We start from the raw sequence: 13478 nt of genomic DNA, 5'->3' as shown, positions 1-13478 counted from the left end.
CAATCAACTTACTGCCTAATTTTACTGCATTTCCAGCGGCGGATGCTGGAAACCTGTCGAGTGGTGCGCCCGGAGAGATTCGAACTCCCGACCGCCTGGTTCGTAGCCAGGTACTCTATCCAACTGAGCTACGGGCGCCCTGCGACAGGAGCGGAATTATGCGGATGTCGGCGCGTACCGTCAACAGTTTTGTGAAAATTTTCATCCAACTGAATGAAAAAGCTGTCAGCCACGGCGTCCGGGGCCTTCAGCCAGGCGAAATGATCGGCGCGCGTGCCCAGCTCCTGCGCGGACAACACGCGCAGCTGCGCGTCCACATTCGGCAGCTTGGCCAGCAACGCCTGCATCGATCCGGTCGGTGCCAACCAGTCGTGCTCCATCAGCACCGCCTGCGCGCTGCCATGCACGCGCGCCATCTGCGCATCGAGGTCTTCGTCCATGCCGGCCGCGGCGTAGTGGTTGTTCAGGCCCACGCGCGCCCAGTCGGCGATCAGCCCGCGAGCTTCGGTGCCGCCGAAGCCGAGGCGCCGACCATGCAGCACGCCCTGGCGCTGCGCGATCCACGGCAGGAAGCGGTAGACCAACGGCAGCAGCCAGCCGCGCGGTGGCGGGAAGCCACGCCAGAACGGTGAGCCGCTGGCCGCCAACCACAAGCGGTTGAAGTGCTGCGGGTTGCGGCCGGCATGCACGCAGGCCAGCTGACCGCCGAGGCTGTGGCCGCCGATGATCCAGGGCAGGGCGCCGGCCTCATCATCCGCCGCGACAAGGACCGCCTGGCTGGTGGGCAGATCCTGCTCCAGTACTTCGCGATAGCCCCAGTCCTGCGTGCGCGACGGGCGCAGCGAGCTGCTGCCGTTGCCGCGCCACTCATGCAGGTACACCGCCACGCCCTTCGCCGCCAGCGCCTGCGCCAGCGGCAGGTAGTGGCGCGCGGCCACGCCCAGCGCCGGCAACCACAGCAGGCGCGCGATGGGCCGTGCGGGCACGCAGGCAATCACTTCATAGCGATGGCCATCGCCGCACTGCACGGCAAGGAGGGTCGGCGTCAGGCTCATGCGTGCGGTGCCGCGCCGAAGTGATCGAGCACCAGCACCTCGCTGCGGCCAGGCGCATAGCCCTGCTGCAGGCCGCGTGCAACGTAGTCGATGCCGGCTTCGCAGGCGTTGGCCAGGCTCAGGCCGTTGCACAGCTGCGCGGCGATGGCCGAGGCCAGCGTGCAGCCGGTGCCATGTGCATCCAGTGGCAGGCGGGCGTGGATGAATTCTTCGCTGCTGACGCCGTCGAAGTAGCGGTCGATCACGCGGTTGCCTTCCTGCAGGTGGCCGCCTTTCAGCAGCACCGCGCCGGCACCGAGGTCGAGCAGGGCGGAAGCGGCGCGCTCCGCGTCATCGCCGTTGCCGATCTTCCGTCCGACCAGCAGCTCTGCTTCCGGCGTGTTCGGGGTGATCAGCGTGGCCAGTGGGATCAGGCGCTCGCGCATCGCCTGCAGGGCGCTGTCTTCCAGCAGGCGTGCGCCGCTGGTGGCCACCATCACCGGGTCCAGCACCACGTGCGGCGGGCGATGGCGCTGCAGTGCGTCGGCGACGGTGTTGATCACCTCGGCGTTGGCCAGCATGCCGAGCTTCACCGCGTGGATGTCGAAGTCGTCGAAGCAGGCGTCCAGTTGTGCGCGCAGGAAATCGATCGGCGGCACGTGCACGGCAATGACGCCGCGGGTGTTCTGTGCGGTCAGTGCAGCGATCGCGGAGAGGCCGTGCACGCGATGTGCTGCAAAGGCCTTCAGGTCGGCCTGGATGCCGGCGCCGCCGCCGGAGTCGGAGCCGGCGATGGTGAGGGCGGATACGGGAGTGGTCGGGCTCATCCAGCGATTGTGCCGTGGTCCCGCTGGGGAAGGTAGATCCACGCCATGCGTGGATGTCCTTGATTCAATGCCGCCAGCGCGCCCATTGCTGGTACAGCACATAGCCCAGCCCGGTCAGGCCGGTCAGCAGGGCCGGGGCGAGCAGGGCGTCGTACTGCCAGCGCATGAACAGCCAGGCGCCGATCATGCCGCCGGCGAGGAAGCCGCTGATGATCAGGCCGCTGAGGGTCAGTCGTCGCACCTGCAGTGGCAGTCCGCGCAGCAGGTGGCCGAGGCCGATGCCGAGATCGGTGAACATGCCGCTGAGGTGGGTGGTGCGCACCACCGCGCCGCTGAAGGTGGTGGCCATCGCGTTCTGCAGGCCGCAGGCCATGGCGGCGGCCAGGGCGCCCCAGATCTGGTGCCGTTCGAACAGCGGAATGGACACCAGCAACAGCGCCGATTCCAGCGCCAGTGCCACGCCGTAGCGGCGGCCCAGCTGCAGGGTGCTGTCCTGGATCAGCAGGCCGCTGAGCATTGCGCCCAGCGAGAACGCGATCAGCAGGCCCCACAGGTGGCCGACCGCGCGCCAGTCACCCTGGGCCAGTGCCATGCCGAGCTGGCTGGTACTGCCGGTCATGTGGCTGACCGCCTGGTGCTCGAAACCGAGGAAGCCGACCACGTTGACCATGCCGGCCACGCACGAGAGCGCGACCGCGCCGATCCAGACCCAGGTGGGCAGGCGTATTCCCATCGGCGGGGCCCCTCAGGGCCCGCCGAAGCCGCCGTTGAACTGCAGCTCGCTGAAGGTGTTGCTGGCCGGGTCGAACACGGCGCCCCAGAACTGCGTGCCGCCGTCACAGACGCGGATCGCTTCGCGGGCCGGGTTGATGCCGCTGTCGTCGGGCAGATGGAAGGCGTTGATGTAGATCAGCCGTTGGCCTGCGCTTTCGATGCCGACGTACTGGCGGTCAAAGTCGAGCACCTTCGGCACCTGGGCTTCCAGCGAAGACAGTTTCGCCTCCAGCTGGTCGACCTGTTGCCGGCTGGGCGCCCAGTAGCCGCTGACCCGCCCGGCCTCGCGGCCGGGGCTGGGCCGCGAGCAGGTGTCGAGCACCTGCGCGGCAATGATCGGGCGGGTGACCACCCAGGACTGGCCGGTACGCTCGGCGGTCGGCACGCTGGCCGGGCCACGCGTGGTGGTGCAGGCACCCAGGGCGGCTGCGAGCGCGATCGCAGCCGTGGGCAGCAGCAGGCGGGTGCAGCGGTTCACAACACCTCCGAGGCGTAATCGGCCAGGCGCGAGCGTTCGCCACGGCGCAGGGTGATGTGCGCACTATGCGGCCAGTTCTTGAAGCGATCCACCGCGTAGGTCAGGCCCGAGGTGGTCTCGGTCAGGTACGGGGTGTCGATCTGCTCGACGTTGCCCAGGCAGACGATCTTGGTGCCGGGGCCGGCACGGGTGATCAGCGTCTTCATCTGCTTCGGGGTGAGGTTCTGCGCCTCGTCCAGGATCAGGTAGCGCGACAGGAACGTGCGGCCGCGCATGAAGTTCATCGAGCGGATCTTGATGCGGCTGGCGAGCAGGTCGTTGGTCGCCTGCCGCCCCCACGTGCCGCCTTCCTGGTTGTGCGTGAGCACCTCCAGGTTGTCGGTCAGTGCGCCCATCCACGGCGTCATCTTCTCTTCTTCGGTGCCGGGCAGGAAACCGATGTCCTCGCCGACGCTGACCGTGGCGCGGGTCATGATGATCTCGCGGTAGCGCTGCTGGTCCATCGTCTGCGCCAGGCCGGCGGCCAGCGCCAGCAGGGTCTTGCCGGTGCCGGCGGTACCCAGCAGCGTGACGAAGTCGATCTCCGGATCCATCAGTGCGTTGAGGGCGAAGTTCTGCTCGCGGTTGCGCGCGCTGATGCCCCATACGGCGTGGCTGCCGTGGCGGAAATCATCGACCAGCGACAGCACCACCTTGCCGTCGCCGACCACGCGGCTGACGCGCAGCTCGACTTCATCTTCGCCGGGCAGGTAGACGTACTGGTTCGGGTACCACTCCTCGCCATCCTGCGCCAGGATTTCGTAATGCGTGCGGCCCTTGTCGCTCCAGCTGCGCAGGTCGTCGCCGTGGCGCTTCCAGAAGTCTTCCGGCAGTTCGGTGGCGCCGGTGTAGAGCAGGCTGAAATCGTCCAGCGCGCGGTCGTTCTCGTAGTCCTCGGACACGATGCCGGCGATGGCGGCCTTGATCCGCAGGTTGATGTCCTTGGAAACGAACACCACCGGCAGGTCCGGGGTTTCTTCCTTCAGGGCCAGGATCGCGCCGAGGATGGCGTTGTCCGGGATCACCTTGCCGAAGCTCTTGCCGGCGTCGAAATGGCTGGTCTGGAAGCGCAGCTTGCCGGCGCTCTGCTTGCCGCGCAGCTGCAGCCCATTGGGGCGCTGCAGCGGAATGCCGTCGGCCAGGTTGTCCAGGCCGGAGGCCTGCACCAGCTCGTTGAGGAAGCGGCTCACCTGGCGGGCGTTGCGGCTCGCTTCGGAAGTGCCCTTCTTGCCGTTGTCCAGCTCCTCGATCACCTGCATGGGCAGGTAGACGTCGTGCTCCTCGAATTTGAACAGCGCGGTGGGATCGTGCATCAGCACGTTGGTATCCAGCACGTAGATGCGCTTGCCTCGGGTCATCGTCGATTCCTGGTTACGGACAGGGAAAAACCACCACGGCCTGCTGCAGGGCAGGGTGATGGCAGACACAGTAGGCAGTGGGACTCACTTGGACTGGGAGGCCTTCAGTTCGGCGAGAACGGCATCGGCATGGCCGGCAACCTTGACCTTGCGCCAGGACTGCACGATGCGGCTGTCGGGGGAAATCAGGAAGGTGCTGCGTTCGATGCCACGTACCTGCTTGCCGTACATGTTCTTCATCTTGATCACGTCGAAGGCACTGCACAGCGCCTCGTCGCCATCGCTGACCAGCGGGAAGCCGAAGCCCTGCTTGGCACAGAAATTGTCGTGCGACTTCACCGAATCGCGCGAGACGCCCAGCACGACCGCGCCGGCCTTCTTGAACTTCGGCAGCAGCGCGTTGAAGTCGATGCCTTCGGTGGTGCAGCCGGGGGTGCTGTCCTTGGGGTAGAAGTACAGCACCAGCCAGTGGCCGGCGTAGTCGCCGAGGGTGGCCTGTTCACCACCGGACAGCGCCAGTGGCAGGGAGAGGGTGGTGCTGTCCAGGGTATCGCCGTTGTTCATGAGGTCCTTCTGTCGAGCCTGGGTTCTTTCCAAGACAATTGCATGAAACGCCACGCGCCCGTGAGAGGCGCGCGAAAAAATCAGGAATTCATTCAGAACTTCATCGGGTCCATGATCGCGTCCAGGTTCAGGTGGTCGCAGAACTCAAGGAAATCGTCGCGCAGCGCGGCGATGTGCATGTTGGCCGGCACGCCGATGGTGACCTGTGCACTGAACATTTCCGCACCGGTCTGCATGGCGCGGTAGCGCGTGCTCTGCAGGTTCTCGATGGTGATGCCCTGGCGGTCGAAGAAGTCGGCCAGCTGGAACAGGATGCCCGGCTTGTCGGCGGCGATCACTTCGACGATGTACGGCAGCAGGTTGGACTGCGCCTGCTTGGCGGCGGTGCGGTACCAGACCAGCTTCAGGCCCTCTTCGCGCTCCAGCCGGGTCAGCATCGCCTCCAGCTTGGCCACCGAGTCCCAGGAGCCGGTGGCCAGGGCGGTGACCGAGACATCGCGGCCGACCGTGGCCAGGCGTGCGTCCACCAGGTTGCAACCGCTGTCGGCGATGCGGCGGGTGACGGACAGCAGGGGAGACTCCGGATGCGTCGTATAGGCGTTGATCAGGAGGTGGTTTTCGCTCGGCGCGGGGCGCGGGGTGGTGTCGGTCAAGGCGATTCCGGGTAATGCATGCGTTAGTCTGAATGCCCGCCAGAGGCGGGGATCCACCGGTGTCCAGCATACTTGCCCGTGCTTTCGCGCCGCAAGTAACATTCAGGTCGCCCCCAGCCTTTCGTGGCGGGCGTTTCCCTTCCCAGCCAAGAGCAGCACGTCCTTGTCCCTTTCCGGCCTCATCACCGCGCTGGCGACCCCGTTCCGGGCCGACGGCGCCCTCGATCCCGATGGTTGGCAGCGCCTGCTGCACCTGCAACTGGAGGGTGGCGTCCATGGCGTTGTCGTGGCTGGCTCGACCGGCGAAGCGGCGACCCTGACCGATGCCGAGTACGACCAGCTGCTGGCCAGTGCGGTCGAACGCATCGGCGGCCGCATCCCGGTCATGGCCGGCACCGGCCTGTCGGGCACCGCCAAGACCATCGAACAGACCCGCCGTGCCGCCGCCCTTGGCGCCAGCCACGCGCTGGTGGTCACCCCGCCGTACGTGCGGCCGACCCAGGCCGGCCTGATCGCGCACTACCGCGCGGTTGCCGACCAGGGCGGGCTGCCGGTCGTGCTGTACAACGTGCCTGGCCGTACCGGCTGCGACATGCAGCCGGAGACCGTGGCCGAGCTGGCCAGCCATCCCAACATCGTCGGCATCAAGGAAGCGGTGGGTGATACCGGCCGGGTGCAGGCGCTGCTCGCGCTGCGCAGCCCGCAGTTCGCGGTGCTCAGCGGCGACGACGGCACGGCTGCGCGTTCGATCCAGGCCGGTATCGACGGCCTGATCTCGGTGGGTTCCAATGTGCTTCCGGGCGCCTACCGCCGGATGTGCGAACTGGCCGCCGCGCACGATCACGAAGCCACCGGGTCGTGGGATGCGCGCCTGCATCCGTTCCATGATTTCTGTGGTGTCGAACCGAACCCGATCCCGGTCAAGGCGCTGCTGCGCCGCATCGGCATCGGTCACGACCTGCGCCTGCCGCTGCTGCCGCTGTCGGCAGCGCATCATCCGGCGGCCGACCATCTTGCCGGCGACATCGCCGCCCTCGAAGCCCTTTCCAGCCACTGACCTTCCGTCTTGGTCTGACCCAGGAGATTCACATGCGTCAATCCGTTTCCACCGTCCGCGTGCTGTCCTACGCCCTGCTTGCCGTGGCTGTCGCCGCCGGTACCACCGGCTGCTTCAAGCGTGGCGTCAAGGGCGACTACGCCCTGGCCCCGGAAATGCGTCCGCTGGAAGTGCCGCCGGACCTGAACCTGCCCAATGCCACCACCGACAACAAGGTGCCGGCGCTGACCTCGGCGACCAAGCCGGCGGCACCGGTTGCTGCGGCCCCGGCGGTGGGCAACACCGGTTTCACCATTGCCGGCGGCAAGGATGAAGCCTTCGCCAAGGTCGGTTCGGCACTGGAAGGCGTCGAAGGCGTGACCATCGCCAGCCGCGCGCAGCTGCTGGGCTCGTACGACGTGGCCTACGAAGGCAGCAATTTCCTGGTCCGCGTGGTGGCCGTTGATGCCGGCGCCTACATCTCTGCGGTCGACCCGCGTGGCCTGCCGGCCATCGCCGAAGCGCCGGTGAAGCTGATCGCCGCGCTGAAGGCGAAGCTGGCCCAGTAAGGGCTGGTCGGGTAGAGGCCAATCTTGGTCGGCGCTTCTGTGCCAACCAAGGTTGGCACCTGCCGAGAACAAAAAAGGGCGCCCATGGGCGCCCTTTTTCGTTGTCGCAGCGGGCGCTTGTCAGCGCTCCAGCAGCTTCAGCTTGTCCGGCTTGCCGTCCCATTCGCCGGCGTCGGCGGGCGGGTCCTTGCGCACGGTCAGCACCGGCCACTCCTTCGCCAGCTCGGCGTTGAGGGCAACGAAGCCCTCCTGGCCCGCAGGAACATCGTCCTCCGGGAAGATTGCATTGACCGGGCACTCCGGCTCGCAGAGGGTGCAGTCGATGCACTCATCCGGGTCGATCACCAGGAAGTTCGGGCCTTCGTGGAAGCAATCCACGGGGCACACTTCCACGCAATCGGTGTGTTTGCACTTGATGCAGTTTTCGGTGACGACAAAGGGCATGGGCTTGGGGGTGGATCGATTCCTGAACCCGCCAATTCTAGAACAGGTTGGCCCCCGGTGTCGGCGCGGGACGGAAAACGGGCGTCTGGCAGGCGCGGCCGTGGCGGTCATTGGCGGCACGGCAGGGCCTGTGCGACGCTGCGCGGCAACCGGTCCTGGTGGCCGGGCTCCCTTCCCAGCAGGATCATCCATGTCCCAAGCCCAGTCCGGCACCGCCTCCCACGGTGGTGAAAACACGGCGTTCATCGTCCTGATCAGTTGCGTGGCCACGCTCGGTGGATTCCTGTTCGGCTTCGACAGTGGTGTCATCAACGGCACGGTCGATGGCCTGCGCCAGGCCTTCAACTCCAGCGAGGCGGCGCTGGGTTTCGAGGTCGCCTCGATGCTGCTGGGCTGCGCGATCGGTGCATTCCTGGCCGGCTGGTTGGGCGACCGCCTGGGGCGCCGGGGTGTCCTGATCGTGTCCGCGCTGATGTTCCTGGTCTCGGCGCTGGGCGCCGGTGCGGCCCATGCTTCCTGGCTGTTCATCGCGGCCCGCGTGCTGGGCGGCTTTGCGGTGGGGGCGGCCAGCGTGATGTCGCCGGCCTACATCGCCGAAGTCGCCTCGGCGCGCTATCGCGGCCGGCTGGCCACGGTGCAGCAGATGGCGATCATCTGCGGCCTGTTTGCCGCCTTCCTCAGCAATTACCTGCTGGCCCGTGCAGCCGGGGCCTCCACCGAGCCATTGTGGCTGGGGCATGAGGCCTGGCGCTGGATGTTCTGGATGCAGGCGCTGCCGTCGGGGTTGTTCCTGCTGCTGTTGCTGGTGATCCCGGAAAGCCCGCGTTTCCTGGTGCTGAAGGGCCGTCAGGCGCAGGCGAGGGCGGTGCTGGCGCGGCTGTACGGCGAGGCCGCGGCCACGGCCAAGCAGGCCGAGATCGAGGCGAGCCTGGCCCAGGACCAGCACAAGCCGCGCTTCAGTGATCTGCGCGACAAGGTCACCGGCAAGTTGCGCCCGATCCTCTGGGTGGGCATCGGCCTGGCCATGTTCCAGCAGCTGGTCGGCATCAATGTGGTGTTCTACTACGGCGCGGTGCTGTGGCAGGCGGTGGGTTTCTCGGAAAGCGATGCGCTGCTGATCAATGTGCTGTCCGGCGCACTGAGCATCGGTGCCTGCCTGCTGACGGTACTGCTGATCGACCGCATCGGTCGCAAACCGCTGCTGTGGGTCGGCTCGCTCGGCATGTCGGTGGCGCTGGTGCTGATGGTGGTGGCGTTTGCCAGCGGCAGCCTGGTCGATGGGCGCCTGCAGCTGTCCGATGGCATGGGGCGGCTGGCGCTGGTTGCGGCCAACGTCTACGTGGTGTTCTTCAACATGTCCTGGGGCCCGGTGATGTGGGTGATGCTGGGCGAGATGTTCCCCAACCAGATCCGCGGCCCGGCGCTGGCCGTGGCGGGGGCCGCGCAGTGGACCTCGAACTTCGCGATCACCGTGACCTTCCCGATGCTGCTGGCCGGCATCGGCCTGGCTGGAGCCTATGGCATCTACGCGGTCGCCGCGATCCTCTCGATCTTCTTCGTGGTCCGCTGCGTGCGCGAGACCAAGGGCAAGGAGCTGGAGCAGATGGAAGGCTGACGGCCGGCCTGTGTTTCAGTGCCTCCTTTCTCCGTGGGGAGGCTGCAGGCCAGCCGATCCAGGACACGCCGTAAACCCATCCATGGGGGCTCGATGGCGCCATCCATGGCGCCAACGGTCCTGGATCGGCTGGCCTGCAGCCTCTCGACACATTGCGGGTGGCGGACGCAGGTCTGCGCGTCGGGATCGAATTGGCTGCGGAGGAGCGAGGTTGTTCGTGCCGCCGTCGCGGGAAATTGTCTGGAGGGGGTGGCCTGCCCCCTCCCACGCAGGAACAGGGAGGTGCTACTGCGACCAGGCCGACCGATGCCAATGCAAACCCCGGAAAACAGAAAAGCCCGCACGAGGCGGGCTTTTTCGGTTCCTGCTGCGGCGACTGGCGCTCCCTAGGGGACTCGAACCCCTGTTTTAGCCTTGAGAGGGCCACGTCCTAACCACTAGACGAAGGGAGCGTAACTGTGTCGCTGCCGGGGCAGGAGCGCTAGTATATGCACCTCGATGCCATTGGGCAATCCCGAAACTTCAACCGGAAGCGCCAACATCATTTCCTCTGCTACATCACCGTTCAGCCTGCGCGTCATCCCGCGCGACCAGCACACGATCTCCCGCAAGGACATCAGCCCGAACGCCCTGCGCGTGCTTTATCGCCTGCGCGATGCCGGCTTCGGCGCCTACCTTGTCGGCGGCGCGGTGCGCGATCTGCTGGTCAATGGCCAACCCAAGGATTTCGACGTGGCCACCGACGCCACGCCCGAGCAGGTCAAGCAGCTGTTCCGCAACTGCCGCCTGATCGGCCGCCGGTTCCGCCTCGCCCATGTGGTGTTCGGCCGCGAGATCATCGAAGTCGCCACCTTCCGTGCCAACAGCGATGACGGCAGCGGCGACCGTGAGATGGAAAACGGCATGCTCGTGCGCGACAACGTGTACGGCACCATCGAAGACGACGCCATCCGCCGCGACTTCACCTGCAACGCCCTGTACTACGCCATCGAGGACTTCTCGGTGCGTGACTACACCGGTGGCTTCGAGGACGTGCAGGCGCGCCTGATGAAGCTGATCGGCGACCCCGAGCAGCGTTACCGCGAAGATCCGGTGCGCATGCTGCGTGCGGTGCGCCTGGCGGCCAAGCTCGGCTTCCAGATCGAAGAGGGCACTGCCGCGCCGATCCCGCACCTGGCCGGCCTGCTCAACGAAGCCGCGCCGGCGCGCCTGTTCGAGGAAGTGCTCAAGCTGTTCCTGTCCGGGCATGGCGTGGCCAGCTTCGAAGGCCTGGAGCGTTACGGCCTGCTCGACGTGCTGTTCCCGGAAAGCGCCAAGGCGCTGAAGGCCAACCGTACCGGCGCGCTGCGCCGCATGCTGGTCGAGGGCCTGGCCAATACCGATGCACGGGTGGCCAACGACGAACCGGTGTCGCCGGCGTTCCTGTTCGCGCTGCTGCTGTGGCCGGCGTTCTGCCGCGCACAGGCGACCCTGCTCAAGCAGGGCGTGGCACCGGAAGAGGCGCAGCGCCGCGCTGCCGACCGCGTCACCGTGCAGCAGTTGAGCACCATCGCGCTGCCGCGCCGCTTCTCGCTGCCGATGCAGGAAATCTGGCTGCTGCAGTCGCGCTTCAGCTCGCGCCAGCGCAAGCGCGTGTTCCGTACCCTGACCCATCCGCGCTTCCGCGCCGCGTTCGATTTCCTCAGCCTGCGCCAGGTGGCTTCGTCCGAGCACGCCGCCGATGTCGAGTTCTGGCGCGAAGCGCAGGCGCAGTCCGGTCGTGAGCTGGAGTCGTCGCTGGATGCGATGCACAGTGAAGACGGCGATGACGAGAGCGGAGCGCCGCGCAAGCGCCGCCGTCGCCGCCGTCGTCCGGGTGCCCCGGCCGGTGCGGCGGGCGAGTAAGCGATGACCCTTGCCTGGATCGGCCTCGGCGCCAACCTCGGCGACGCGGCGGCCACCGTCGGCGCGGCGATCGCCGCGCTCGACGGCCTGCCTGCGACCCGCCTGCGCCTGGCCTCGCGCCTGTATGCCACGCCGGCCTGGGGCAATGAAGACCAGCCGCCGTTCGTCAACGCGGTGGCTGCGGTCGAAACCACATTGCAGGCCGATGAGCTGCTGCAGGCCATGCTGGCGCTGGAGCAGCGCTTCGGTCGCGTGCGCGATCCGGCAGTGCACTGGGGCCCGCGCGCGCTGGACCTGGACCTGCTGCTGTATGGCGCGCAGGCGCTCGACCAGCCTGGATTGAAGGTGCCGCATCCATACCTGCACGAGCGTGCCTTCGTGTTGGTGCCGCTCGCCGAAATCGCGCCGGAACTGACAATTCCTGGCCATGGACGCGTGCAGGATGCAGTGATGCGGGTCGATGCCTGCGGGATCGCGCCGATAGGGTGATAATGACCGGGTTATCTCCCCCGGTTATCAGCACATGAGCACCCACGCAGACAGCAAGCCCTGGACCGTTCCCGCCCTGGCCGAGGCCAAGCGCAATGGCCAGAAGCTGGTCATGTTGACCGCCTACGACGCCGGCTTTGCCCGCACCTTCGACGCCAATGGCGTTGACCTGATCCTGATCGGCGACTCGCTGGGCATGGTCGTGCAGGGCCATGATTCGACCCTGCCGGTGACCGTGGCCGACATGGTCTACCACACCCGCGCCGTGGCCCGCGTGCTGCAGCGTGCGCTGCTGGTGGCCGACCTGCCGTTCGGCGCCGACGCCACCCCGGAGCGCGCGCTGGATGCCTCGCTGCAGCTGCTGCAGGCCGGCGCCGAGATGGTCAAGATCGAAGGTGCCGGCTTCAAGGTCGACATCATCCGCTACCTGGTGGAGCGCGAGATTCCGGTCTGCGCGCATCTGGGCCTGACCCCGCAGTCGGTGCTGCGACTGGGCGGCTTCAAGATCCAGGGGCGTGGCGATGCCGCGCGCCAGCTGGTGGAAGATGCCAGGGCCGTGGCCGCTGCCGGCGCCAGCATCATGGTGCTCGAATGCGTGCCGACTCCGGTCGCCGCCGAAGTGACCGCTGCGGTGGATGTGCCGACCATCGGCATTGGCGCGGGCCCGCAGTGCGATGGTCAGGTGCTGGTGCTGCACGATTTCCTCGGCCTGGACAGCGGTCACCGCCGTCCGAAGTTCGTCAAGGACTTCCTCGCCGAAGGTGGCTCGGTGGCCGGTGCCACCCGCGCCTATGCCGACGCGGTGCGCGACGGCAGCTTCCCCGACGAACAGCACGCCTACGCCCAATGATCCAGACCTTCAACGAGCTCGGCGCACTGCGCGAGCAGATCGCCCAGTGGAAGCGCGAGGGGCTGCGCGTGGCGCTGGTGCCGACCATGGGCAACCTGCATGGGGGCCACCATTCGCTGGTGACCCTGGCCCGCCAGTACGCCGACAAGGTGGTGGCGAGCATCTTCGTCAACCCGACCCAGTTCGGCCCCAACGAGGATTTCAGCCGCTACCCGCGCACACCCGAGGCCGACGTGGCCGGGCTGGAACAGGTTGGCTGCGATGCCGTGTGGCTGCCCAGCGTGGAGGCAATGTATCCGCTGGGCGTGGACAGGACCACGCGCATGCACGCGCCGGGTGTCAGTGAAGTGCTGGAAGGCGCCAGCCGCCCGGGCCACTTCGATGGCGTGTGCACGGTGGTGGCGCGCCTGTTCCTGCAGGTGCAGCCGGACGTGGCCGTGTTCGGCCGCAAGGACTACCAGCAGCTTGCCGTGATCAAGCAGATGGTGGCCGAGCTGTCGTTCCCGGTCCAGATCGTCGGTGCGGAGATCGTGCGGGACGAGGATGGCCTGGCCAAGAGTTCGCGCAACCAGTACCTGAGCGCCGAACAGCGCCCGGTCGCGACCACCATCCACCGCACCCTGCTGGGGATGCGCGAGGGCTACGTCGCCGGGCAGGTGCGCGAGCGCATCGAGGCCGATGCCACCGCTGCGCTGCAGGCCGCCGGTTTCCAGGTCGACTACGCCGTGTTGCGCACTCCGGAACTGGCCGAGCCGACCTTCGACGGCGGTGGCCGCGTGGCGCTGATTGCCGCGCGGCTGGGCACCACCCGCCTGATCGACAACCTGGAGTTCTGAGCCGCATGCGGCTCCGGGGCGCCCGCAA

Annotated in this window: 15 protein-coding genes and 2 tRNA genes; 7 read left to right on the top strand and 10 right to left on the bottom strand. The window is 67.3% G+C overall.

Annotation, left to right across the window (positions count from 1 at the left end; all coding sequences use genetic code 11):
- Positions 1-61: 61 nt before the first annotated feature.
- From BKE09_RS02580 to BKE09_RS02545, 8 genes are all read right to left on the bottom strand, one after another.
- A tRNA-Arg gene (locus tag BKE09_RS02580) sits at positions 62-138 on the bottom strand.
- Entirely contained in the window at positions 129-1055 is a 927-nt protein-coding gene (locus BKE09_RS02575; protein ID WP_075674771.1) for an alpha/beta fold hydrolase, read from the bottom strand. Before BKE09_RS02575 ends, BKE09_RS02580 begins: the two co-directional genes overlap by 10 nt.
- On the bottom strand, positions 1052-1861 hold the full coding sequence (gene thiD / locus BKE09_RS02570) for a bifunctional hydroxymethylpyrimidine kinase/phosphomethylpyrimidine kinase (RefSeq protein ID WP_075674770.1): 810 nt from the start codon (positions 1859-1861) through the stop codon (positions 1052-1054). Before thiD ends, BKE09_RS02575 begins: the two co-directional genes overlap by 4 nt.
- A 64-nt stretch (positions 1862-1925) precedes the next feature.
- Complete coding sequence (locus BKE09_RS02565) at positions 1926-2594, bottom strand: YoaK family protein (protein WP_075674769.1); 669 nt, start codon at positions 2592-2594, stop codon at positions 1926-1928.
- A gap of 12 nt (positions 2595-2606) precedes the next feature.
- Complete coding sequence (locus BKE09_RS02560) at positions 2607-3113, bottom strand: hypothetical protein (protein WP_075674768.1); 507 nt, start codon at positions 3111-3113, stop codon at positions 2607-2609.
- Positions 3110-4510: a PhoH family protein gene (locus BKE09_RS02555; RefSeq protein WP_014036782.1), complete on the bottom strand. Its 1401-nt coding sequence runs from the start codon at positions 4508-4510 to the stop codon at positions 3110-3112. The genes BKE09_RS02560 and BKE09_RS02555 overlap by 4 nt, the downstream gene beginning before the upstream one ends.
- 84 nt (positions 4511-4594) lie before the next feature.
- Positions 4595-5074, bottom strand: coding sequence for a peroxiredoxin (locus tag BKE09_RS02550; RefSeq protein ID WP_075674767.1), 480 nt, complete (start codon positions 5072-5074; stop codon positions 4595-4597).
- A 92-nt stretch (positions 5075-5166) separates the two neighbouring features.
- Positions 5167-5727, bottom strand: coding sequence for a glycine cleavage system protein R (locus BKE09_RS02545; protein WP_005409051.1), 561 nt, complete (start codon positions 5725-5727; stop codon positions 5167-5169).
- 163 nt (positions 5728-5890) lie between these two features.
- On the opposite strand from BKE09_RS02545, the gene dapA reads away from it, so the two are divergent.
- Positions 5891-6784, top strand: a complete 894-nt coding sequence (dapA, locus tag BKE09_RS02540; RefSeq protein WP_075674766.1) for a 4-hydroxy-tetrahydrodipicolinate synthase — start codon at positions 5891-5893, stop codon at positions 6782-6784.
- Between the two features lie 32 nt (positions 6785-6816).
- Positions 6817-7332, top strand: a complete 516-nt coding sequence (locus BKE09_RS02535) for a hypothetical protein (protein ID WP_075674765.1) — start codon at positions 6817-6819, stop codon at positions 7330-7332.
- A 120-nt stretch (positions 7333-7452) separates the two neighbouring features.
- Here the strand turns inward: BKE09_RS02535 and fdxA are convergent, their stop codons facing one another.
- Positions 7453-7776, bottom strand: a complete 324-nt coding sequence (gene fdxA, locus BKE09_RS02530; protein ID WP_005409054.1) for a ferredoxin FdxA — start codon at positions 7774-7776, stop codon at positions 7453-7455.
- A gap of 190 nt (positions 7777-7966) precedes the next feature.
- On the opposite strand from fdxA, the gene BKE09_RS02525 reads away from it, so the two are divergent.
- The gene (locus BKE09_RS02525) at positions 7967-9391 is read left to right on the top strand and encodes a sugar porter family MFS transporter (RefSeq protein WP_075674764.1); all 1425 of its coding nucleotides are present in this window, start codon (positions 7967-7969) and stop codon (positions 9389-9391) included.
- A 377-nt stretch (positions 9392-9768) separates the two neighbouring features.
- Here BKE09_RS02525 and BKE09_RS02520 read toward each other — a convergent pair.
- A tRNA-Glu gene (locus BKE09_RS02520) sits at positions 9769-9843 on the bottom strand.
- Between the two features lie 52 nt (positions 9844-9895).
- On the opposite strand from BKE09_RS02520, the gene pcnB reads away from it, so the two are divergent.
- The 4 genes from pcnB to panC are packed head-to-tail and all read left to right on the top strand — an operon-like array spanning position 9896 to position 13450.
- Positions 9896-11275: a polynucleotide adenylyltransferase PcnB gene (gene pcnB / locus BKE09_RS02515; protein WP_042358636.1), complete on the top strand. Its 1380-nt coding sequence runs from the start codon at positions 9896-9898 to the stop codon at positions 11273-11275.
- A gap of 3 nt (positions 11276-11278) precedes the next feature.
- Complete coding sequence (gene folK, locus BKE09_RS02510) at positions 11279-11764, top strand: 2-amino-4-hydroxy-6-hydroxymethyldihydropteridine diphosphokinase (protein ID WP_075674763.1); 486 nt, start codon at positions 11279-11281, stop codon at positions 11762-11764.
- 34 nt (positions 11765-11798) lie between these two features.
- Positions 11799-12614: a 3-methyl-2-oxobutanoate hydroxymethyltransferase gene (gene panB, locus BKE09_RS02505; protein ID WP_004153072.1), complete on the top strand. Its 816-nt coding sequence runs from the start codon at positions 11799-11801 to the stop codon at positions 12612-12614.
- Positions 12611-13450, top strand: coding sequence for a pantoate--beta-alanine ligase (gene panC, locus BKE09_RS02500; RefSeq protein ID WP_075674762.1), 840 nt, complete (start codon positions 12611-12613; stop codon positions 13448-13450). Before panB ends, panC begins: the two co-directional genes overlap by 4 nt.
- Positions 13451-13478: the final 28 nt, after the last annotated feature.

Source organism: Stenotrophomonas sp. TD3, from assembly GCF_001939825.1.
Classification (GTDB): domain Bacteria; phylum Pseudomonadota; class Gammaproteobacteria; order Xanthomonadales; family Xanthomonadaceae; genus Stenotrophomonas.
The sequence above is the reverse complement of the archived record's forward strand: the minus strand, read 5'-3'. Positions and strand labels throughout refer to the sequence as shown.

Bases quoted from the DNA above. Each gene is read 5' to 3' on its own strand.
- BKE09_RS02565 (WP_075674769.1), bottom strand. From the start codon at position 2,594: ATGGGAATACGCCTGCCCACCTGGGTCTGGATCGGCGCGGTCGCGCTC.
- thiD (WP_075674770.1), bottom strand. From the start codon at position 1,861: ATGAGCCCGACCACTCCCGTATCCGCCCTCACCATCGCCGGCTCCGAC.
- folK (WP_075674763.1), top strand. From the start codon at position 11,279: ATGACCCTTGCCTGGATCGGCCTCGGCGCCAACCTCGGCGACGCGGCG.
- BKE09_RS02575 (WP_075674771.1), bottom strand. From the start codon at position 1,055: ATGAGCCTGACGCCGACCCTCCTTGCCGTGCAGTGCGGCGATGGCCAT.
- panC (WP_075674762.1), top strand. From the start codon at position 12,611: ATGATCCAGACCTTCAACGAGCTCGGCGCACTGCGCGAGCAGATCGCC.
- fdxA (WP_005409054.1), bottom strand. From the start codon at position 7,776: ATGCCCTTTGTCGTCACCGAAAACTGCATCAAGTGCAAACACACCGAT.
- BKE09_RS02535 (WP_075674765.1), top strand. From the start codon at position 6,817: ATGCGTCAATCCGTTTCCACCGTCCGCGTGCTGTCCTACGCCCTGCTT.
- BKE09_RS02550 (WP_075674767.1), bottom strand. From the start codon at position 5,074: ATGAACAACGGCGATACCCTGGACAGCACCACCCTCTCCCTGCCACTG.
- BKE09_RS02525 (WP_075674764.1), top strand. From the start codon at position 7,967: ATGTCCCAAGCCCAGTCCGGCACCGCCTCCCACGGTGGTGAAAACACG.
- BKE09_RS02555 (WP_014036782.1), bottom strand. From the start codon at position 4,510: ATGACCCGAGGCAAGCGCATCTACGTGCTGGATACCAACGTGCTGATG.
- panB (WP_004153072.1), top strand. From the start codon at position 11,799: ATGAGCACCCACGCAGACAGCAAGCCCTGGACCGTTCCCGCCCTGGCC.